This is a genomic window from Ruegeria sp. HKCCD7303 (assembly GCF_013111185.1).
Taxonomy (GTDB): Bacteria; Pseudomonadota; Alphaproteobacteria; order Rhodobacterales; family Rhodobacteraceae; genus Ruegeria.
Window position 1 is genome coordinate 193,492 of record NZ_WVRE01000003.1, and the last position, 19,626, is coordinate 213,117.

Consider the following 19,626-nt stretch of genomic DNA (forward strand, 5'->3'; position numbering starts at 1 on the left):
GCTGCATCCCACTTGGTGCAGTAGCTTAAAGCCCTCGTGTCCGCTACAACGTTGCCTTCGCGCGAACATAAAACCCTATAGGACTGACCAATGCCCCGAGCCTTGCTGGCAAGTTTTGCCAACCGCGTCGCCATGCCCGATCTGCGCTGGGTGCCTGACGAGGGGCTGACCTTCTCTCGCCTGCGGATCGAACTCTTGTCCGGCCTGACCGTGGCCCTTGCGCTGGTGCCCGAGGCTGTGGCTTTTGCTTTTGTGGCGGGCGTGCACCCTCTGGTTGGTCTGTATGCGGCGTTCCTGGTGGGCCTGATCACGGCACTGATCGGCGGGCGGCCCGGTATGATCTCGGGCGCGACCGGCGCACTGGCGGTTGTCATGGTCGCGCTGGTGGCCGAGCACGGGGTCGAATATCTGTTTGCGACCGTAGTTCTTATGGGGATTCTCCAAGTCATTGCCGGGGCAATGCATTGGGGGCGTTTTATCCGTTTGGTGCCGCATCCGGTGATGCTGGGCTTTGTGAACGGCCTGGCCATCGTGATCTTTTTGGCTCAGATGGGTCAATTCAAAGTGCCGGGCACTATGGAAAACACCGGACATGGTATGAGCGGTGGTGAATGGCTGTCGGGGATGCAGCTATATACCATGCTGGGTCTTGTGGCGCTGACCATGGCGGTGATCTGGGTGATGCCGCGCATCACGCGCATCATTCCCGCGCCTCTGGCCGGTATTCTGGTGGTTGCGGCACTTGTGATTGGTTTGGGTCTGGATGTACCGCGCGTTGGCGATCTGGCCTCGATTGAGGGCGGTCTGCCTGCGTTCCACATCCCGATGGTGCCTTTGAACTGCGAAACGTTTGAGATCATCCTGCCCTATGCCGTCATTCTCGCGGCCATTGGCCTGATTGAGTCCCTGCTGACCTTGAACCTGGTGGGCGAGATCACGGGCAAGCGCGGCGGGGCCTCGCAAGAATGTATCGCTCAGGGCGCGTCCAATATCGTGACAGGATTCTTCGGTGGCATGGGCGGTTGCGCAATGATCGGTCAGTCGATGATCAATGTGAAATCCGGTGGACGCACCCGTATTGCAGGTATTGCAGCTGCGGTTTTCCTGTTGATCTTCATCCTGTTCGCCTCGCCCCTGATCGAGCAAATCCCACTTGCCGCGCTGGTCGGTGTGATGTTCATGGTGGTGATCGGCACCTTTGCGTGGAACTCGTTCAAGATCATGCGCAAGGTGCCGCTGATGGACGCATTCGTGATTGTTCTGGTGACAGTAGTGACGGTGATGGAGGACCTTGCAGTTGCCGTTGTGGTCGGTGTCATCGTTTCGGCCCTGGCCTATGCCTGGAATAACGCCAAACGTATTCACGCCGTTACCCGGGACTCGGAAACTGAAAAAGGCGCGAAAGTCTATGAAATCCAGGGGCCGCTGTTCTTTGGATCTTCTGATGGTTTTATCGAACTGTTCGACGTACCGAACGACCCGGAAACCGTGATTGTTGATTTCGCCGAAAGCCGTGTTGTGGATCAGTCAGCCCTGCAGGCCATCGAAAACATCGCTGCGAAATACGAGGCGGCAGGTAAACGGGTCATGCTGCGTCATCTGAGCCGCGATTGTCACAAGCTGCTGAACAAAGCTGGCCACCTGATGATCGACAGTGATGACGATCCGGATTACGAGCTGGCGGTCGACTACTCTGTCCGTACCGGCATTTTGGGTGGACACTAGGCCTTTTGCGAGGCTCTGCCTCGCGCTCCGAGGTATTTTTGGCCAGATGAAGCAGGGGATCCATTTTTCATCTGGCGTCAAATACCTCGGGGGAGTCGCCCGGAACGGGCGGCGGGGGCAGCGCCCCCGGATCACGTCAATCGTCTGGGCGATTGAGTGAGAACAACTCTGACACGACCGAGTAATCCCGGTACCCAAGGCGTGCCAATGGTTGAAACGACGTCACATCAAACTTGCCGTTTCGGATGTGATCGTCGTGCAGGTGCACTCCGATTACTTCGCCAAATACAACTCGATTGGCTTCACCGGGTAGAGTGACGATCTGGGTGAGCTTGCATTCCAGTGCAGCAGGAGCCCCTGCAATCCGGGAACACGGAATGGTTTCGCATTCGATGGGTGACAACCCGGCATGTTCAAACTCATCAACGTCTTTCGGCAGTCCGGCCGAACTGGCGTTCATCGCATCCCGATGCGCATGAGCCACCACGTTTACACAGAAAACGCCGGTCGCTTCGATATTGGCGATGCTGTCCTTGCCTCCGTTCTGATCGTGCTTGGTGCCGGTTGTGGCAAACATCACTTGCGGTGGCGTGTAGGCGACGCCATTGAAAAAGGAATAAGGTGCCAGATTGTTGATCCCATTTGCATCCCGGGTTGAAATCCAGCCGATTGGACGCGGTGTGATAATGGCGTTGAACGGGTTGTGCGGCAGGCCGTGGCCGTCTTTGGGGCGATAGAACATCTGATCTCCAAGCGTTTGCCCAAGGCGTAGCGAAGTGCTAGGGCGATTTCCAGCAAGGAAAAGAGGGCAGGGTGCAGCAATTCGGGATCAGGCCGGAAGAGCCAGACGATTGGTGGGAGGTTGAGGCCCTTTATGACCTGTGCTTTGCGCCGGGTCGTGAGGCTTTGTCGTCTTATCGGTTGCGCGATGATGTGCCGCCGGTTGCGGGGCTGTCTTTGGTCGCGCGGGATGGTCAGGGTATTTTGGCCGGTGCAATCCGGTTCTGGCCCGTTCATGTCGGCGACCACGATGCCTTACTGCTAGGGCCGGTTGCCGTACACCCTACTCATCAGGGCGAGGGGCTGGGCGGGTATCTGATCCACGCAGGTGTTGACGCAGGGCGCACGCGCGGGTGGCAGCGGGTCATGCTGGTGGGCGATGAACCTTACTACAAACGTTTCGGATTCGCGCGTTTGAGTGGGGTCGAGATGCCGCCACCCACCAACCCTGACAGGGTTTTGGGATTGGAATTGAGACCCGGCGTATGGTCCGGGGTGCAGGGTGCAGTGACCCGTTGGAGCCGCTGACCTATTGAATCGGCGCCGCGCAACGCCGATGTTGATAGGCAGGAGGGCGTAGATGCAGAACGTGGTTCTTGTCGAAAACGTGGATGCCGAGGCCGAACTGGATCGTCTGGCGGATCACTACCGATCTGCCGGCGGTGCTGGTGTGAAACTCTTGAACAAGCTGGGCGGGTCAGCCGAGTCTTTGCTTGAGCAGTTGCCGGAACCGGTGCGGCATGGCTTGACCGGAGCAACCGAGCAGGCTTTGTGGCTCGCGATGCACGCTGCACAGGGTTCGCGGCGCGCTGTCCCTGATCAGCAGCCCTGGGTGAACACAGCCGTGACCACGGCCATGGGTGCGGCTGGCGGGATGGGTGGTGTCTCGACAGCTTTGATGGAACTGCCCGCAACAACCGCCTTGCTGCTGCGCGCCATTCAAGGGGCTGCAGCCCGCGAAGGGTTCGATCCCGCTGCGGAGAATGTGAAATTCGATTGCGTGCGGGTTTTAGCCGCTTCTGGTCCTTTGTCGCATGACGATGGGGCGGATCTTGGCTTTTTTTCGGTGCGCCTGACCCTGACAGGACCGGCTATACAGCGCCTGATCGCTGCTGTTGCGCCGCGCTTTTCGATTGTTCTGGGGCAAAAGCTGGCGGCTCAGTCGGTTCCTGTACTTGGGGCTTTGGCGGGCGGCGGGACGAATTATGTTTACACGCGTTATTATCAGCAGATCGCGCGCGTGCATTTCGGTTTGCGGCGGCTGGCAATCGATGCCGATATTCCGCATGATGATCTGGTGCGGCAACTCGCGGCCCGCATGTAGATCACACTTCAGCAGACGCACCTGGCTTGGCGAAATCCACATCATGTGGTATACTTGTGGCAGCCTTCCACAAAATGAGTGTACTCGGATCTCATGTGCGAAGGGACATGGTACTGGCTGAAGGGGCCATCAAGCGATGAAGCCACGGCTGCTGCGTGTTGAACATCTCAAATCTGCGGAACAACCCGTTTTGCAGCAAGCTGCAGCGCTGTGTTACCGGATCAAGGGGAATCGCCCCGAGGTCTTGCTAATCACGACACGCAGGGCGCAACGTTGGATTATTCCCAAAGGCTGGCTTATCCCCGGCTTGTCACGGGCTGACACGGCACTGCAGGAAGCGTGGGAAGAAGCAGGTGTAGCCGGTCAGAGTTTTGGGGAGCAGGTGGGGCAGTTTCTGCACCACAAGCACCGGCTGAATCGCCCGCCTGTACCGATTCTAGTGGATGTATTCCCGGTTCTTGTGCGGTCCGTTTCGCAGGATTTCCCGGAACAGGGGATGCGAAAACGCAAGTGGTATCCGCTCAAAAAGGCGGCTTTGAAGGTTCATTCTCCGGGCCTTGCCGAACTGTTACGAGACTTTAAGCCTTGCACACATTAAGATCGGGCCAGAGAGGCTTGATATTGTCATTCGGGTCGGTATCTATTCGCCAATCGATTTTTTGGACTGAACATGATTCAATACGCGTTGAAATGCAGTGAAGGCCACACGTTCGACAGTTGGTTCCAATCCGCCGAAGCCTACGACAAATTGGCTGCGGCAGGGATGGTTACCTGCGCGGTATGCGGGTGCGTGCACGTCGAAAAGGCGATCATGACACCGCGTGTCCGTCCGGCTCGAAACGCGAAACCCAAGCTTCAAGTGCCGCCTGCTGCGGATGAAAAGATCGACGTGGCCACACCTTCGCCCGAGATTGAGAAGGTTTTGTCCGAGATGCGGCGCCATGTCGAAGAGAACTCGGACTACGTGGGCAAGGACTTTGCCAGTGAAGCCCGCAAAATTCATCTGGGTGAGGCTCCGGACCGTGCAATCTATGGCGAGGCCAAGCCAGATGAGGCAAAGTCGCTGATAGAAGACGGCGTGCCTGTGGCGCCATTGCCCTTTGTACCCAGCAGAAAGACAAACTGAAACATGCACATCGTGATTACCGGTGCCAATCGCGGAATCGGCCTGGCGTTGTCCACGCGCTATAGTGACAGGGGCGACACCGTTACAGGAACCTCTCGCGATGGCAGCGCACAGCTGCGCCTTGATGTAACCGATCCCGCGCAACACGCTGCATTCGCAGAGCAATTGAGGAACCAACCCGTTGATCTTCTGATCTGTAACGCGGGCGTATATTTGGACAAAGGTCACACGATCAACGACTACCCGGCCGACATGTGGGCGCAGAGCTTTGCAACCAACGTTACTGGGGTATTCCTGACGGTTCAGGCTTTGTTGCCCAATCTACAAGCGTCGCGCGGAAAGGTGGCCATCCTATCTTCGCAAATGGCCTCGCATACCCGCGCACCGGGTGGCAGCTATATCTATCGCGCGTCCAAGGCGGCGGTGTTGAATTTGGGGCGCAATCTGGCGACCGACCTCAAAGACGACGGTATCGCCGTTGGAATCTATCATCCAGGTTGGGTCCAGACGGACATGGGCGGAGACGCAGCAGAAATCGACGTGGAACAGGCCGTATCGGGCCTGATCGAGCGGTTCGATGATTTGTCACTGGCCACCACAGGGTGCTTCGAAACCTATGATGGGCAGCCACACGCTTACTGAGAGCTCAGCGCAGCCTTGGGGATTTCGTAGACTTCGCCAGGATCAATATAGATCACCAACAGATCGCCGCGCGTTTCATAGGACATTTTTGAGGTCGAGCTGCTGGATTCAGGCACACCATCTTTGAAATAGATGTTACGCACCTGCCCGCCGCCTAGGCCGACTGCAAGTGTGATGTTGCCGTCGTCGTGGCGGCGCAACTCTGCATGGCAGCTTTGCAGAGGATCACCGGCGTTTGCGGCGCAAGGTACCGTGCCCAGTGCGTTTTGACCGTCGGTTCCAGCGACACTTGCGACCTGAGCCAAGGCTGGCGACGAAATTAGGGCGACGGCAAGGGCTAGGCGAAACATGAAGAACCTCTTGATATGGTTGTTGCCCGTAGGCTGACATTGCGTCTGCACAATGTAAAGCGGCCCTGCGCCGCAGGCTGGTGCCTTTTGCGCCCTTGCTCTTGGTGTGCCCCTCGCATATGAGGCACGGAACCTACAATCCAAGGCGCGGAGACTTTTGCCCCCATGCCCTTACTCGTAATGAAATTCGGCGGCACATCTGTCGCCAATCTGGACCGTATCCGCCGTGCCGCCAAGCGCATCGGCGTCGAAGTTGCCAAGGGTTATGACGTGATCGTCATCGTCTCGGCCATGTCGGGAAAAACCAACGAGCTTGTGGGCTGGGTGAATGAGACATCGCCGCTGTTTGACGCGCGTGAATACGATGCCGTTGTGTCTTCGGGTGAAAACGTCACTGCTGGGCTCATGGCTCTGACTTTGCAGGAAATGGACATCCCTGCGCGCAGCTGGCAGGGCTGGCAGGTGCCGCTGCTGACCACCAGCGCCCACAGCCAGGCCCGGATCGAGGAAATCCCGACCGAAAACCTGAACCAGAAATTCGGCGAAGGTATGAAAGTAGCGGTTGTCGCGGGTTTCCAGGGTCTCAGCCCCGAGGGCCGTATCACCACGTTGGGTCGTGGCGGCTCGGACACCACGGCCGTGGCTTTTGCAGCAGCGTTCGGTGCCGAGCGCTGTGACATCTACACAGATGTGGATGGCGTCTATACCACCGACCCGCGCATCTGCGAAAAGGCGCGCAAGCTGGACCGCATATCGTTCGAAGAGATGCTCGAACTCGCCTCGCTGGGTGCGAAAGTGCTGCAAACCCGCTCGGTCGAGCTGGCGATGCGCTATAAGGTGAAACTGCGCGTTCTTTCAAGTTTCGAAGAACAATCCGACGAGGCCGGTACTTTGGTCTGCGACGAGGAGGATATCATGGAATCCAATGTTGTGGCCGGTGTGGCCTATTCCCGTGACGAAGCCAAGATGACCGTCGTATCGGTGGCCGACCGCCCTGGTATCGCCTCGATCATCTTTACCGCGCTCAGTGATGAAGGCGTGAACGTCGACATGATCGTTCAGAATATCTCGGACGAGGGACGCACGGACATGACGTTCTCATGTCCGACCGACCAGGTGGCCCGCGCAGAAAAAGCGCTGATGGCAATTAAGGACGCTGGCGAGTTGAACTATGCCGAGCTTGTGGCTGACAATGACGTCTGCAAGGTTTCGGTTGTGGGAATCGGTATGCGCTCGCAGTCGGGTGTTGCGGCCAAAATGTTCAAGGTGCTCTCGGATGAGGGGATCAACATCAAGGTCATTACAACCTCTGAGATCAAAATTTCCGTTCTGGTCGACAGGAAATACATGGAACTTGCTGTTCAGGCGCTGCATGATGCCTTTGAACTGGACAAGGCGGCCTGAGCTTTTCAGCCAAGGGTTTCGCCTGACACACTAAACTGGGTGGGCCATGGCGGACGGCACGGAAACAGAATCCCGCAAGCTGCTGCGGCGGTTGCGCGAAGAGATGGCGAGCGAAGCCGCCGGTCAGGAACGTCTTGACCGGATCACTCACCTGATTGCCGACAGCATCAGGGCCGAGGTGTGCTCGATCTACCTGTTCCGCGATGACGAGACACTGGAGCTTTGCGCAACCGAAGGTCTTTCACCTGAATCGGTCCACAAGACGCGGATGCGTATGGGCGAGGGCCTGGTGGGGCGCGTCGCTAAATTCAGTAAGGTGGTCAATACAGCGGATGCGCCATCCGAAAAAGGGTTCCGGTATATGCCGGAAACTGGCGAGGAACGGTATTCGTCGTTTCTTGGGGTTCCGGTACAGCGCCTTGGGGAAAAGCTGGGTGTTTTGGTGGTTCAGTCGCGTGAAGCACGCGAATTTTCCGCTGACGAAGTCTATGCCTTGGAAGTGGTTGCTATGGTTTTGGCCGAAATGGCCGAACTTGGTGCTTTTGTGGGCGAGGGTGCGGCACTGTCACCGCTTCACCAGCAATCGGTTCTACTGCGTGGTGGTCCCGCGCAGGAAGGGTCCGCTGAAGGACATGTCTGGCTTCATGAGCCCCGCGTGGTTGTCACCAACCCGATCGCGGAAGACCCGCACAAGGAACGCGAGCGTCTGATCGAGGCGGTAGATGAGTTGCGCGTCGGCGTCGACAAGATGCTCGAGATTTCTCGGGACGGTGACACCGAGCAGCTTAAAGTGCTTGAAGCCTATCGCATGTTTGCCAACTCCAAAGGCTGGATGCGGCGGATGGAAGAGGACATTGCCCTTGGCCTCAGCGCCGAAGCTGCGGTCGAAAAGGAACAATCGCAGGCACGCGCGCGTATGGGGCAGGTCACGGACCCCTATCTGCGCGAACGGCTGGCGGACCTGGACGATCTCAGCAATCGCTTGCTGCGGATCCTGACCGGTCAGGGCAAGACCGACAGTGCCGATCTGCCGCCGGATCCGATTCTGATCGCGCGCAATATCGGCCCGGGTGATCTGCTGGAATATGGGCGCGCGCTGAAGGGGATTGTGCTCGAAGAGGGCTCGGTTGGCAGCCACGCCACCATCGTGGCGCGGGCGCTGGCGATCCCGCTTGTGGTGCATGTGGGTCGGATTACGACCGAAGCGTTGAACGGTGATCATATACTGGTCGATGGTGATCAGGGCGTGGTGCATTTGCGTCCCGAAGATACCGTGGTCAGCGCCTTTCGCGACAAGATCGCCATGCAGGCCAAGGCGCAGGAACGCTATGCGTCGATCCGAGAAACTCCCTGTGTCACACGGGATGGTGCACGCATCAATCTGGTGATGAATGCGGGTCTGATGGCTGATCTGCCGTCGTTGGGCACATCAGGTGCCGAGGGCGTCGGCCTGTTCCGCACCGAGCTGCAATTCCTGATCCGTAACAAGATGCCCAAGCGGTCCGAGCTTGTCACACAATATCAACGTGTTCTGGATGCGGCAGGGGACAAGCGGGTTGTGTTCCGCACCCTGGATATCGGGTCAGACAAGGTTCTGCCCTATATGAAGCATGTTGCTGAACCGAACCCTGCGCTGGGCTGGCGCGCTATTCGGGTGGGGCTGGATAAACGCGGGGTCATGCGGATGCAGTTGCAAGCGCTTCTGCGGGCTGCGAATGGACGACCGCTGACGATCATGTTTCCATTTGTCGCGCAGGCGGACGAGTTCCGCGAAGCCCGGTGGGAGGTGAACAAAACCATCGATCGCGAAAAACGGCTGGGTCATATCCTGCCTGAAACGCTTGAGGTTGGCGCGATGCTGGAAACCCCGTCGCTGGCCTTTGCCCCCCAGAAGTTCTTTGACGAGGTGGACTTTATCTCGATCGGCGGCAACGACCTAAAGCAGTTCTTCTTTGCTGCCGACCGTGAAAATGAACTGGTCCGGCGCCGTTACGACACGCTAAATGTCAGCTTCCTGAGTTTGATGGAGCGGATTGTTGAGCGCTGCGATATCTCGGACACTCCGCTCAGTTTCTGCGGTGAAGATGCCGGGCGCCCCGTCGAAGCGCTGTGCTTGGCGGCGATGGGCATTCGGACATTGTCGATGCGCCCTGCTTCGATTGGCCCGGTCAAAAGCCTGTTGCTGCGCTGTGATCTGTCAGAGGTACGTAAAATCATCGCCGATGCCCGGCATCGAGGTGAGCAAAGCGTACGCCCGGCTGTGATGGAATGGCTGCGCAATCAAGGATAACGCGCAAAACGCGCGGGTTTTCGGAAACTCTGCTTGATTTTTGCGTGGGGTCTTTCTAATACGCGGGCAATGTTAGCGATAACAGTCGCGGTATTGTGCAGTTTTGTACCATGCTGGGTTGGTATCGACACACTCAGAAGGAGCCCATGATGGTTTCACGTGTAATTCCGGTAGAACCATTCGACCTGGTTCTGTTCGGGGCAACCGGCGATCTGGCGCAACGCAAGATACTGCCGGGCCTGTGCCATCGTTTCGCGATTGGACAGATGCCCGAAGGCGCGCGGATCATCGGTACGGCACGATCAGAAATCGACAGCGATGGGTTCCGTGATCAGGTCCGCAAGTCGATGCAGCAATTTGCACCAGACTTTTCTCCTGAGACGCTGGACCAGTTTCTGGCACATGTCGAATACGTGCCCGTGGATGCTTTGGGTGAAGCCGGGTGGTCCGGTCTCAAAAAGTTGCTGCGCGACGAGGTTGTCCGGGCTTTTTATCTGTCAGTGGGTCCAAGCCTGTTCGCTGGGATCGCGCAGCGTTTGCATGACACCGGCTTGGCCACGCCTGACAGCCGCATCGTCGTTGAAAAGCCGTTTGGTCATGATCTCGCCTCGGCCAAGGCACTTAACGAAGGTTTGCGCGCCTGTTTTGAAGAGCATCAGATTTATCGGATCGACCATTATCTGGGTAAGGAAACCGTGCAGAACCTGATGGCGCTTCGTTTTGCGAATTCGCTGTTCGAGCCGCTTTGGAATTCCACCCATATCGATCACGTACAAATCACCGTGGCCGAGACCGTGGGTGTTGAAGGGCGCGGGGCCTATTACGATCAATCCGGTGCAATGCGGGACATGATCCAGAACCATCTGGTTCAATTGCTTTGTCTGACGGCGATGGAGCCGCCTTCGAAATATGCGCCCAACGCCGTACGTGATGAAAAGGTCAAGGTGATCGAAGCGCTGGAACCGATCGAACCCAAGGATATCGCGCGCGGCCAATACCGGGCGGACAAGGGTGAGGGCGGATATGTCGATCATGTCGGCAACCCCGCCAGCCGAACCGAAAGCTTCATTGCCCTCAAGGTTCATATCGGTAACTGGCGTTGGGCGGGTGTGCCTTTCTATCTGCGCACCGGCAAACGTCTGCGCGCGCGCGAATCCGAGATCGCGGTGTTCTTCCGCGATCCGCCACATACCATTTTCCCCAATGTCGGCCCTCTGCACGGCAACGTGCTGGTGATCCGTCTGCAACCCGACGAAGGCATTACCCTGCGCACCACGATCAAGGATCCGGGGCCGGGCGGGTTCCGCCTGTCGGACGTGGCGCTGGACATGAGCTTTGCCGATGCGCTTGGGGCCGAGGCGCAAGCCCCAGATGCCTATGAGCGTCTGATCATGGATGTCATCCGAGGCGATCAAACATTGTTCATGCGCGGTGATGAGGCCGAGGCCGCCTGGGCCTGGGTCGATCCCATCATTCAGGGCTGGGAACAGCGCGGAGACCGCCCGTCCCGCTACGATCAGGGCAGTTCAGGTCCCGAAGAAGCACTGATGCTGATGCATCGCGATGGACGCCGGTGGCGTCAGATCGGAGGGTAATCATGGTAAATTCAGTTATTGCCGACGTCACAAAACGGATCATCGACCGCAGCGCCGATCTGCGCGGTCCGCATCTGGACCGAATGGAACAGGCCAAATCCAAGGGCCCGGCCCGTGCGCATCTGTCTTGCAGCGGGCAGGCCCACGCTTATGCGGGTTCGGGGGAAGACCAGCAATCGATGGCAACTGGCACGGCAGGCAATCTGGGAATTGTCACCGCCTATAACGACATGTTGTCGGCGCATCAGCCGTTTGAGCGTTATCCCGAACTGATCCGTCAGGCGATCCGCGCAGCCGGAGGCACCGCGCAGGTCGCAGGTGGAGTTCCGGCGATGTGCGATGGCGTCACGCAAGGTGAGGCCGGGATGGAACTGTCGCTGTTTTCGCGCGACGTGATCGCATTGGCGACTGGCGTAGCGCTGAGCCACAACACCTATGACGCGGCGGTGTTCCTTGGCGTTTGCGATAAGATCGTCCCCGGGCTGGTCATCGGCGCACAGGCCTTTGGCCACCTGCCTGCCGTCTTCCTGCCTGCGGGGCCGATGACCAGTGGCTTGCCGAATGACGAAAAAGCCAAGGTCCGCCAACAATTTGCCGCCGGAGAGGTCGGCCGCGAAGACCTGATGGCTGCCGAAATGGCCGCATATCACGGACCCGGCACCTGCACTTTCTACGGAACGGCCAACACCAACCAGATGCTGATGGAGTTCATGGGCCTGCATCTGCCGGGCTCTAGCTTTGTCAATCCAAACACGCCCTTGCGTGATGCCCTGACCGAGGAAGGTGCACGCCGCGCCTTGTCGCTCAGCGCGCTGGGCAACCACTACACACCGGTCTGCCAGATTCTTGATGAACGTGCCTTTGTGAACGGCATCGTGGGTCTGATGGCCACAGGGGGATCGACCAACCTGCTGATCCACCTGATCGCTATGGCGCGGGCAGGTGGTATCGTGTTGGATTGGGAAGATTTTTCCGACATCTCTGCCGTCGTGCCTTTGGTTGCGCGGGTCTATCCCAACGGTCTGGCGGATGTGAACCACTATCACGCTGCTGGGGGGCTGGGGTATACAATCGGCACATTGCTGGACGAGGGGTTGTTGCACCCCGATACGCTGACCGTCGCGGGGCAGGGCCTCCAGAACTACACCAAAGAACCCAAGCTGCTCGATGGAGACCTCGTCTGGCAGGATGGGACTGACCGCAGCCTGAACGAAAAGATTTTACGCCCGGCCAATGATCCGTTCCAACCAACCGGAGGTCTGTCGCGCCTGACGGGCAACCTGGGCACCGGTGTCATGAAAGTTTCAGCCGTTGCCCCCGAACATCAGGTGGTCGAAGCACCTGTACGTGTGTTCGATGATCAGGATGACGTCAAAGCGGCCTTCAAGGCCGGAGAGTTCACGGATGACGTCATCGTTGTCGTGCGTTTCCAAGGCCCCAAGGCGAACGGGATGCCCGAGCTGCATTCTCTGACGCCTATCCTTTCAATTCTGCAAGGTCGGGGGCAGAAGGTGGCTCTGGTCACCGACGGTCGCATGTCCGGCGCGTCCGGCAAGGTGCCCGCAGCAATCCATGTCTGCCCCGAGGCTTTGGACGGTGGAGCCATCGCCTATCTGCAAGACGGTGACATGCTGCGCGTTGATGCGGTCAAGGGCGCGTTGAAAATCCTCACTCCCGGCGTTTTGGACCGGGCACCGGCCACCGCCGATCTTTCATCCAACCATCACGGTGTCGGTCGCGACCTCTTCGGTGCGTTCCGGCAGAACGTCGGGTCTGCCGACACAGGTGCCAGCATATTCGGAGCTTAAGACATGTCTAAAACCCAACGCACCCGCGAAATCTGCGCGCTGGCGCCCATCGTTCCGGTGCTCGTCGTCGATGATGCCGCACAGGCGCGCCCTCTGGCTGAAGCTCTGGTTGCAGGTGGTCTGCCCGCGCTGGAAGTCACTCTGCGCACTCCGGCTGCACTCGACGCGATCCGGGCAATGGCTGAGGTGCCGGGGGGCGTCGTGGGCGCAGGCACGCTGGTCACGCCCGAAGACGTCCGCGCCGCCAAGGACGCAGGTGCGCAATTCGGGGTCTCTCCGGGTGCAACCGAAACACTAATCGCGGCCTGTGAGGCCGAAGGCCTGCCGCTGCTACCAGGCGCTGCCACAGCAAGCGAAGCGATGGCCTTGCTGGAAAAGGGTTATGACATGCTGAAATTCTTTCCGGCCGAGGCGTCGGGCGGCGCACCCGCGCTCAAGGCGATTGGCGCGCCTCTGCCGCAGATCAGCTTTTGCCCGACGGGTGGTGTCTCTCCGTCTAACGCGCGCGATTACCTGTCGTTGTCCAATGTGATTTGTGCCGGTGGCAGCTGGGTCGCACCGAAACATCTTGTCGAAGCAGGCGATTGGGCTGGGATCGAGGCGCTGGCAAGCGAAGCATCCAAGCTGATGGATTGACGCCGCCAGAACCCTTGCTAGGTTGGGCGTCAATTCAAACAGGTTGACCTCATGACAAACAAAGTTTCGCTTGCGCAAGGGCGCGAGTATCTGGCTATTCCTGGCCCGTCGGTCATGCCCGATGCCGTATTACAAGCCATGCACCGTCCTTCACCGAATATCTATGACGGTGAGTTGATAGAAATGATGCCCGCGCTGACCAACGACCTTAAGCGTGTTGCACGAACCCGGCATAATGTGGCGATTTACATCGCCAACGGCCATGGCACGTGGGAAGCTGTGCTTTCCAACGTGATTGCACCGGGTGAAACGGTGCTGGCTCCGGCGTCGGGCCGCTTTACCCACGGCTGGGCCGAAATGGCTGAAGGGATCGGGGCAAAGGTTGAATTGATCGACTTTGGAACGGCTTCGGCGTGGGATTTAGACAAAATCGCTGATGCGCTGCGCGCCGACCAAGACCACCAGATCAAGGCCGTGCTGGCGGTCCATGTGGATACATCCAGTTCGATCCGCAACGACATTCCCGGGCTTCGCAAACTTCTGGACGATCTTGGTCATCCGGCGTTGCTGATGGCCGATTGCATCGCGTCTCTGGGTTGTGACCGGTTCGAGATGGATGAATGGGGTGTCGATGTGACGGTCAGTGCCTGTCAAAAGGGGCTGATGACCCCGGCAGGTATGGGATTTGCGTTCTTTAACGACAAAGCACAGGCGAAACGGGCTACAATGCCGCGCGTGTCGCAATATTGGGATTGGCAGCCGCGCGCGAACCCGGACCTGTTCTACCAGTATTTCAATGGTACAGCACCCACGCACCACCTCTATGGCCTGCGTGCCGCGCTGGATCTGATCCATGCAGAAGGGATCGAGCAGGTTTGGGCGCGCCACGAACACTTGGCCAAAGCAATCTGGAAAGCGTGCGAAACTTGGGCAGAAGGCGGTGCATTGCATCTTAACGTTACAGATCGCGCCCATCGCAGCCGCGCGGTCACGTCCCTGCGCCTTAGTGATGGCCGGGGCACCCCGCTGCGCGCCTTTACGGAGAACCAGTTGGGTTTGACGCTGGGCATTGGCCTGGGGATGGCGGACTATGACGGATATTTCCGCTTAGGTCACATGGGGCATGTCAACGGGCAGATGATCATGGCAATGCTGGGCGGTGTTGAAACAGCTTTGGCCGCGCTGGACATTCCCCGTGGCACTGGGGCGCTCGAGGCCGCAGCAACTGTACTCGCTGCCTGATCAGGGCAACGGTCAGGCGGTTTGCGCCCGAGCTGCCGCCAGAGCCTTGGGCAAAGCCTCTGCAAATGCGTCCAAATCCGCCGCCTCTCCACAACTTATTCGAATGCATCTGTTTTGAGGCGCGGCAAACGGCATGCGTACGAAAATTCCCTGTTCGACCAGTGAATCCAACACCGCTTTGGCGAAATCCCCATTGTGCCCGCAGTCGATCGCAACAAAATTGGTGGCCGACGGCAGTGGCTGCAATCCATTGTCGCGTGCAATCGCGCCGATGCGCTCTCGCGCGTCCGCGATCCGGTTCTGGACATGCGACAGCCAGTCTGCATCCTGGAGTGCGGCCAAAGCACCTGCCTGCGCTGCGCGGTTCATGCCGAAATGATTGCGCACTTTGTTGAAGGTCGAAATCAGGTCCGGCGCGCCTATGGCATATCCAACGCGCGCACCTGCCATGCCATAAACTTTTGAGAATGTCCGCATCCGGATGACGCGGGGATCATTTGCGTCGAATGGTGCCGCCGTCCCCTCGGGTGCGCATTCCACATAAGCCTCATCCAGTACCAGCAAACAGTTTTCCGGCAAGTCCTTCATCGCATTTACGATATCGGCACCCAAATGCCAGCTGCCCATCGGGTTGTCCGGGTTTGCCAGATAAACCAACTTGGCCCCGACTTCAGCCGCCTTGGCAAACAGCGCTGTCGGGTCTTCGTGATCGCCGGAGTAGGGCACTTTGTGAAGAACACCTCCGAATCCGGCCACATGATAGTTGAAGGTCGGGTAAGCCCCGTCCGATGTCACCACCGTATCTTTGGGACCGACCAGCAGTCGAACTAGATAACCCAGAAGCCCGTCAATCCCTTCGCCCACCACGATATTTTCTGGCATCACGCCATGGTGCTTTGCCAGGGCGTCGCGCAGGTCATGGTTTTCGGGGTCGCCATACATCCAGATTTCAGACGCAGCTTGCGCCATCGCGTCGATTGCCTGTGGCGAGGGGCCAAACACACTTTCATTTGCACCCAGACGCGCACCAAACGGCGCACCGCGTTGCCGCTCTTGCGTTTCAGGGCCGACAAAGGGCACGGTGGCGGGCAGGGATTGGGCAAGCGGGGTGTATCGAGGTCCGGTCATGTGCGCAGATAACCCTAAGCCCGAAGATTGAGCAAGCGTGTGCCATCCGGCGCGCTAGCAAAGACTTTGAATAAAGGAGCGCAGATGCGCATTCTCATAGCTGTCATTCTGTTGGGCCTCGCCTATCTTTTGTTCTGGCCCGTTCCGGTAACGCCCGTCGCAGTTGAAATGCCGGAAGATGCTGGGTTTACAGGAGATTTCGCTGAAAATGCGGCGCTGGATTCCGCACAGCTAGTCCGCCTGCCTAGGGATGAGGTCGGCCCCGAAGACATCGCGGTGATGCCCGATGGATCGGTTTATACCACCAGTCGGGCGGGTACCCTCTACCGCATCGAAGAAGAAGAACCTGTAGAGGTCGACCGTCTGGGCGGGCGCCCTCTGGGTCTCAAGGCCGGGCCTGACGGCGCGCTTTATGTTGCTGACAGCTTTCGCGGCGTGATGCGCTGGACTGGGCCGGGTACCTTGGAAACGGTGGTAGGTGACATCAACGGTGCGCCAGTGATCTATGCCAACCAGTTGGATGTGGCACAGGACGGCACGATCTATTTCTCGAACTCTTCGGACCGTTTCGATCCCGAAACCATGGGTGGGACAAAACCAACCTCGGTTCTGACCATTTGGGAACAGTCCGAAACAGGCTATGTCGCCCGTCGCACGCCCGATGGCACCACCCAGAAGATCGCCGAAGGGTTCGTCTACACCAACGGTGTCGCCCTGTCCCCGGAAGAAGACTTTTTGCTGATCGCCGAAACGGGTCGGGCACGGGTGCACAAACTGTGGCTGACCGGTCCGAAGGCCGGGAAGCAGAACGTCTTGATGGATAACCTGCCCGGCTATCCAGACAACATCGAGGCGCAAGGCGATGGCACCTATTGGATGGCCTTCGCCAGCCCACGTGTACCGTCAGAGGCACTGATGCCGTATCCGTTTTTGCGTAAGATCATCTGGCGGCTGGGTCCAGCCGTCCGCCCTGCACCGATCCATCGTGGCATGATGGTGCAGTTCGATGGTGAAGGTCGTATTTTGCTCACGTTGCAGGATCCGCAGGGTCGTTTGGGAATCACGACCGGGGGTAAGATCGTGGCGGATCAGTTCTACGTCATGACGCTCGATTCCCCGTGGTTTGCGCGGATGCCCGTCAGCGATTTGCCCTGACGTCGCAGTGGTATTTGGCCGTCGGCCCGGGCATGGTTGTAACACGAAAATTTCGGGAGGTTCCCCATGTCACGCGTATCCGTCATCTACCAAGATCATGTTGCCCATGTCACCCTAACCCGGGGCGACAAGATGAATGCGTTGGATGATGCGATGATCAAGGCGCTTCTGTCCGCAGGGCAAGAAGTCGCGGCCTCTGACGCCCGCGCCGTGGTGCTATCGGGTGAAGGCAAGAGCTTTTGCGCAGGGCTCGATATGGCGAGCTTTGCCAAGATGGCGCACATGGACCCAACTGAATGGCTGATGACCCGAAGCCACGAGGACGCCAACGAGATGCAGGAGCTGGCACTGATCTGGCGACGCGTCCCGGTGCCTGTAATTTGCGCCATTCAGGGCGTGGCTTTCGGTGGTGGCCTGCAGATCGCACTGGGCGCGGATATTCGAATTGCGCATCCAGAGGCCAAACTGGCCGTGATGGAGATGAAATGGGGGATCATTCCCGACATGGGCGGTATGGTTCTGTTGCCGCGCCTGGTTCGTTCGGATGTGCTGCGACTGCTGACCTACACCGCGCGTCCCATCGGCGCGCAGCAGGCGGCGGATTGGGGGTTGGTGACGCAGCTTTCTGATGATCCGCTGACCGAAGCTTTGGCCCTTGCCGAGAATATCGCCGGTCAAAGCCCTTCGGCTATCCGCGCCGCCAAACGCCTTATCGAAGTTGCCGAGTCGCAGGCGCGTGCCGACGTTCTGATGGCAGAATCCGCCGAACAGGTCGGACTGATCGGCAAGCCCCACCAGATGGAGGTTGTGATGGCGCAGATGCAGGGCCGCAAGCCCGAGTTCAAGTAATCAGCGCATAAAGGCCCGGCGTGCGTCGCGGGCCATGTTGTAGCGCATTTCCAAATCGGCGATGTGGGCCATCGCGGCTTTTCGCTTGGCCGGGTCAGTCAGATTGGCATAGGTCTGCCGCGCTGCGTCGAGCTGCTTTTTGATGTCGAACTCTTCCGGTAAAACACCGGCTTGCGCCATGATCCTGTGACCTGCGGCGATGGCCGGATCACTCATCGCTTCAGGCGACCTGTCAGGCAGTGGTTGGCCTTCACCCTCCAGCCCCTGCAATTGGCCCTCAGCCTGAGCCTTTTTGATCTGGCGTTCGACCAGTTTTGCCAATGCTCCAAACATGGGTTTACTTTAAGCGATCTGTGATACCAGACAAACCATCTATCTGATGCGTTGCGAGATCAGGTAGGCGACCCCGCCCGCCAGCAGCCCCCAAACAGCCGCGCCCAGACCAAACGCAGTAATGCCCGAAGCTGTTATGGCAAAGGTCAGGATTGCCGCTTCGCGCTCGGCTGGAACTTCAAGCGCGGCGAAGGTGGCGTTGGCCATCACTCCGATCAAAGCGACACCGGTCAGCGTCCCCATCAGCAGTGGGTCGGCATGAGCAGCGAAACCAGTGATGGCCACGGCGAAGACACCAAACAGGCAATAGAACAGCCCCGCCATGATCGCTGACCAATAGCGCAAGGCCCGATCCGGGTGGCTGTCTTCGTTGGAGCACATGGCGGCCGTGATGGCAGCAAGGCAGGTCGCGGGTGCCCCGAATGGGGCGGACAACAGACTTGCGCCACCCACTGACGAGAACAGCTTACCCGGTTCAGACGTGTAGCCAAAACCGCGCATGACCGCGATGCCGGGGATGTTCTGCGTGGCCATCGTGACGACAAAAAGGGGCAGACCAATGCCGATGGCCGACGCGAGCGAGAAAGTGGGCATCGTCCAAACGGGGGGCGCAAGAAAGCTTTCGGGCCGCACGGAGGTGCCTTCGGCGCTGAAGACGACAACCAGTGCTGCGGCAACCACTGCGGCGGGTACTGCGAACAGTTTGTTGAAACGCCCCGCGATGAACCATGTCAGGATAACGGGAAGGGCTTGCCAGGGCAGTTCGACTGCCGCCTTAAATGGGACGATGCACAACGGCAGCAGCACACCCCCCAGCATAGCTTGGGCCAGCGTCGTCGGGATTGCGGCGGCCAAACGTCCCAGCGGTTTCCAGAGACCGGCCAATACCGTCAGTGCGCCGGCGCAGAGGAAGGCCCCGATTGCGCCCGAAAAGCCTTCTGCCGGGGTGGCGGACACTGCCAAAAGGGCAGCACCCGGAGTAGACCAGGCGACGCTGATCGGCTGCCGATAGCGTAGGCTGAGAAAGATCGCAGCCAACCCCATCGCAATCGCTGCACTCATCAAGCCCGAGGCAGCCTCGGCTTCCGAAGCTCCCATGGTTTCAAGCCCTTGCAGAATAATGGGGAAGGAACTGAAGAACCCGACCACTGAAACGACCAGCCCGGTTGAAATGGTTTGCACTGGGGGAAGGGGCTTTGCCATCGGGGCCTCGGGAGTTTTGGTGCTGAATTGCTAGCA

General features: G+C 58.8%; 19 protein-coding genes. 14 read left to right on the forward strand and 5 right to left on the reverse strand.

Annotation, left to right across the window (positions count from 1 at the left end; genetic code table 11):
* The first annotated feature begins 90 nt into the window (after positions 1 to 90).
* On the forward strand, positions 91 to 1,725 hold the full coding sequence (locus GS630_RS10590) for a SulP family inorganic anion transporter (protein ID WP_171619646.1): 1,635 nt from the start codon (positions 91 to 93) through the stop codon (positions 1,723 to 1,725).
* A gap of 136 nt (positions 1,726 to 1,861) precedes the next feature.
* Here the strand turns inward: GS630_RS10590 and GS630_RS10595 are convergent, their stop codons facing one another.
* Positions 1,862 to 2,467 (reverse strand): flavin reductase family protein, encoded by a 606-nt coding sequence (locus tag GS630_RS10595; RefSeq protein WP_171177849.1) that lies wholly within the window; start codon positions 2,465 to 2,467, stop codon positions 1,862 to 1,864.
* 71 nt (positions 2,468 to 2,538) lie between these two features.
* Between GS630_RS10595 and GS630_RS10600 the strand changes: the two genes are divergently transcribed.
* From GS630_RS10600 to GS630_RS10620, 5 genes are all read left to right on the forward strand, one after another.
* Positions 2,539 to 3,033, forward strand: a complete 495-nt coding sequence (locus tag GS630_RS10600) for a GNAT family N-acetyltransferase (RefSeq protein WP_171177846.1) — start codon at positions 2,539 to 2,541, stop codon at positions 3,031 to 3,033.
* A gap of 52 nt (positions 3,034 to 3,085) precedes the next feature.
* Positions 3,086 to 3,829 (forward strand): EcsC family protein, encoded by a 744-nt coding sequence (locus GS630_RS10605; protein WP_171238159.1) that lies wholly within the window; start codon positions 3,086 to 3,088, stop codon positions 3,827 to 3,829.
* 136 nt (positions 3,830 to 3,965) lie between these two features.
* A complete protein-coding gene (locus GS630_RS10610; RefSeq protein WP_171177842.1) occupies positions 3,966 to 4,427 on the forward strand; it encodes an NUDIX hydrolase in 462 nt (153 codons plus the stop codon).
* A gap of 72 nt (positions 4,428 to 4,499) precedes the next feature.
* Positions 4,500 to 4,955, forward strand: coding sequence for a DUF1178 family protein (locus tag GS630_RS10615; protein ID WP_171177840.1), 456 nt, complete (start codon positions 4,500 to 4,502; stop codon positions 4,953 to 4,955).
* Positions 4,956 to 4,958: 3 nt separating this feature from the next.
* Positions 4,959 to 5,597, forward strand: coding sequence for an SDR family oxidoreductase (locus GS630_RS10620; RefSeq protein WP_171177838.1), 639 nt, complete (start codon positions 4,959 to 4,961; stop codon positions 5,595 to 5,597).
* Here the strand turns inward: GS630_RS10620 and GS630_RS10625 are convergent.
* Positions 5,591 to 5,947, reverse strand: a complete 357-nt coding sequence (locus GS630_RS10625) for a hypothetical protein (RefSeq protein ID WP_171177836.1) — start codon at positions 5,945 to 5,947, stop codon at positions 5,591 to 5,593. The genes GS630_RS10620 and GS630_RS10625 overlap by 7 nt on opposite strands.
* Before the next feature lie 165 nt (positions 5,948 to 6,112).
* On the opposite strand from GS630_RS10625, the gene GS630_RS10630 reads away from it, so the two are divergent.
* From GS630_RS10630 to GS630_RS10655, 6 genes are all read left to right on the forward strand, one after another.
* Positions 6,113 to 7,351: an aspartate kinase gene (locus GS630_RS10630; protein WP_171235274.1), complete on the forward strand. Its 1,239-nt coding sequence runs from the start codon at positions 6,113 to 6,115 to the stop codon at positions 7,349 to 7,351.
* 46 nt (positions 7,352 to 7,397) lie between these two features.
* Positions 7,398 to 9,641 (forward strand): phosphoenolpyruvate--protein phosphotransferase, encoded by a 2,244-nt coding sequence (gene ptsP, locus GS630_RS10635; protein ID WP_171619648.1) that lies wholly within the window; start codon positions 7,398 to 7,400, stop codon positions 9,639 to 9,641.
* 149 nt (positions 9,642 to 9,790) lie between these two features.
* On the forward strand, positions 9,791 to 11,236 hold the full coding sequence (gene zwf, locus GS630_RS10640; RefSeq protein ID WP_171177829.1) for a glucose-6-phosphate dehydrogenase: 1,446 nt from the start codon (positions 9,791 to 9,793) through the stop codon (positions 11,234 to 11,236).
* 2 nt (positions 11,237 to 11,238) lie between these two features.
* Complete coding sequence (gene edd, locus GS630_RS10645; protein ID WP_216599763.1) at positions 11,239 to 13,044, forward strand: phosphogluconate dehydratase; 1,806 nt, start codon at positions 11,239 to 11,241, stop codon at positions 13,042 to 13,044.
* 3 nt (positions 13,045 to 13,047) lie between these two features.
* Positions 13,048 to 13,680, forward strand: coding sequence for a bifunctional 4-hydroxy-2-oxoglutarate aldolase/2-dehydro-3-deoxy-phosphogluconate aldolase (locus GS630_RS10650; protein WP_171177827.1), 633 nt, complete (start codon positions 13,048 to 13,050; stop codon positions 13,678 to 13,680).
* A 51-nt stretch (positions 13,681 to 13,731) separates the two neighbouring features.
* On the forward strand, positions 13,732 to 14,922 hold the full coding sequence (locus tag GS630_RS10655) for an alanine--glyoxylate aminotransferase family protein (protein WP_171619650.1): 1,191 nt from the start codon (positions 13,732 to 13,734) through the stop codon (positions 14,920 to 14,922).
* Between the two features lie 12 nt (positions 14,923 to 14,934).
* Here the strand turns inward: GS630_RS10655 and GS630_RS10660 are convergent, their stop codons facing one another.
* Positions 14,935 to 16,050 (reverse strand): pyridoxal phosphate-dependent aminotransferase, encoded by a 1,116-nt coding sequence (locus GS630_RS10660; protein WP_171619652.1) that lies wholly within the window; start codon positions 16,048 to 16,050, stop codon positions 14,935 to 14,937.
* A gap of 84 nt (positions 16,051 to 16,134) precedes the next feature.
* On the opposite strand from GS630_RS10660, the gene GS630_RS10665 reads away from it, so the two are divergent.
* Entirely contained in the window at positions 16,135 to 17,205 is a 1,071-nt protein-coding gene (locus tag GS630_RS10665) for an SMP-30/gluconolactonase/LRE family protein (RefSeq protein ID WP_171177820.1), read from the forward strand.
* Between the two features lie 66 nt (positions 17,206 to 17,271).
* Complete coding sequence (locus GS630_RS10670; RefSeq protein ID WP_171177818.1) at positions 17,272 to 18,054, forward strand: crotonase/enoyl-CoA hydratase family protein; 783 nt, start codon at positions 17,272 to 17,274, stop codon at positions 18,052 to 18,054.
* Here GS630_RS10670 and GS630_RS10675 read toward each other — a convergent pair whose 3' ends face one another.
* Positions 18,055 to 18,387, reverse strand: a complete 333-nt coding sequence (locus GS630_RS10675; RefSeq protein WP_171177816.1) for a DUF1992 domain-containing protein — start codon at positions 18,385 to 18,387, stop codon at positions 18,055 to 18,057. It abuts the gene before it with no gap.
* A gap of 39 nt (positions 18,388 to 18,426) precedes the next feature.
* Positions 18,427 to 19,590, reverse strand: coding sequence for a benzoate/H(+) symporter BenE family transporter (locus GS630_RS10680; RefSeq protein WP_171238170.1), 1,164 nt, complete (start codon positions 19,588 to 19,590; stop codon positions 18,427 to 18,429).
* Positions 19,591 to 19,626 lie beyond the last annotated feature (36 nt).

Excerpts from the sequence above, each read along its gene's own strand:
- GS630_RS10625 (WP_171177836.1), bottom strand. The coding sequence starts at position 5,947 with ATGTTTCGCCTAGCCCTTGCCGTCGCCCTAATTTCGTCGCCAGCCTTG.
- GS630_RS10620 (WP_171177838.1), top strand. The coding sequence starts at position 4,959 with ATGCACATCGTGATTACCGGTGCCAATCGCGGAATCGGCCTGGCGTTG.
- zwf (WP_171177829.1), top strand. The coding sequence starts at position 9,791 with ATGGTTTCACGTGTAATTCCGGTAGAACCATTCGACCTGGTTCTGTTC.
- GS630_RS10605 (WP_171238159.1), top strand. The coding sequence starts at position 3,086 with ATGCAGAACGTGGTTCTTGTCGAAAACGTGGATGCCGAGGCCGAACTG.
- GS630_RS10630 (WP_171235274.1), top strand. The coding sequence starts at position 6,113 with ATGCCCTTACTCGTAATGAAATTCGGCGGCACATCTGTCGCCAATCTG.
- GS630_RS10655 (WP_171619650.1), top strand. The coding sequence starts at position 13,732 with ATGACAAACAAAGTTTCGCTTGCGCAAGGGCGCGAGTATCTGGCTATT.
- GS630_RS10675 (WP_171177816.1), bottom strand. The coding sequence starts at position 18,387 with ATGTTTGGAGCATTGGCAAAACTGGTCGAACGCCAGATCAAAAAGGCT.
- ptsP (WP_171619648.1), top strand. The coding sequence starts at position 7,398 with ATGGCGGACGGCACGGAAACAGAATCCCGCAAGCTGCTGCGGCGGTTG.
- GS630_RS10595 (WP_171177849.1), bottom strand. The coding sequence starts at position 2,467 with ATGTTCTATCGCCCCAAAGACGGCCACGGCCTGCCGCACAACCCGTTC.
- GS630_RS10650 (WP_171177827.1), top strand. The coding sequence starts at position 13,048 with ATGTCTAAAACCCAACGCACCCGCGAAATCTGCGCGCTGGCGCCCATC.
- GS630_RS10670 (WP_171177818.1), top strand. The coding sequence starts at position 17,272 with ATGTCACGCGTATCCGTCATCTACCAAGATCATGTTGCCCATGTCACC.
- GS630_RS10610 (WP_171177842.1), top strand. The coding sequence starts at position 3,966 with ATGAAGCCACGGCTGCTGCGTGTTGAACATCTCAAATCTGCGGAACAA.
- GS630_RS10665 (WP_171177820.1), top strand. The coding sequence starts at position 16,135 with ATGCGCATTCTCATAGCTGTCATTCTGTTGGGCCTCGCCTATCTTTTG.
- GS630_RS10680 (WP_171238170.1), bottom strand. The coding sequence starts at position 19,590 with ATGGCAAAGCCCCTTCCCCCAGTGCAAACCATTTCAACCGGGCTGGTC.
- GS630_RS10615 (WP_171177840.1), top strand. The coding sequence starts at position 4,500 with ATGATTCAATACGCGTTGAAATGCAGTGAAGGCCACACGTTCGACAGT.
- edd (WP_216599763.1), top strand. The coding sequence starts at position 11,239 with ATGGTAAATTCAGTTATTGCCGACGTCACAAAACGGATCATCGACCGC.
- GS630_RS10590 (WP_171619646.1), top strand. The coding sequence starts at position 91 with ATGCCCCGAGCCTTGCTGGCAAGTTTTGCCAACCGCGTCGCCATGCCC.
- GS630_RS10660 (WP_171619652.1), bottom strand. The coding sequence starts at position 16,050 with ATGACCGGACCTCGATACACCCCGCTTGCCCAATCCCTGCCCGCCACC.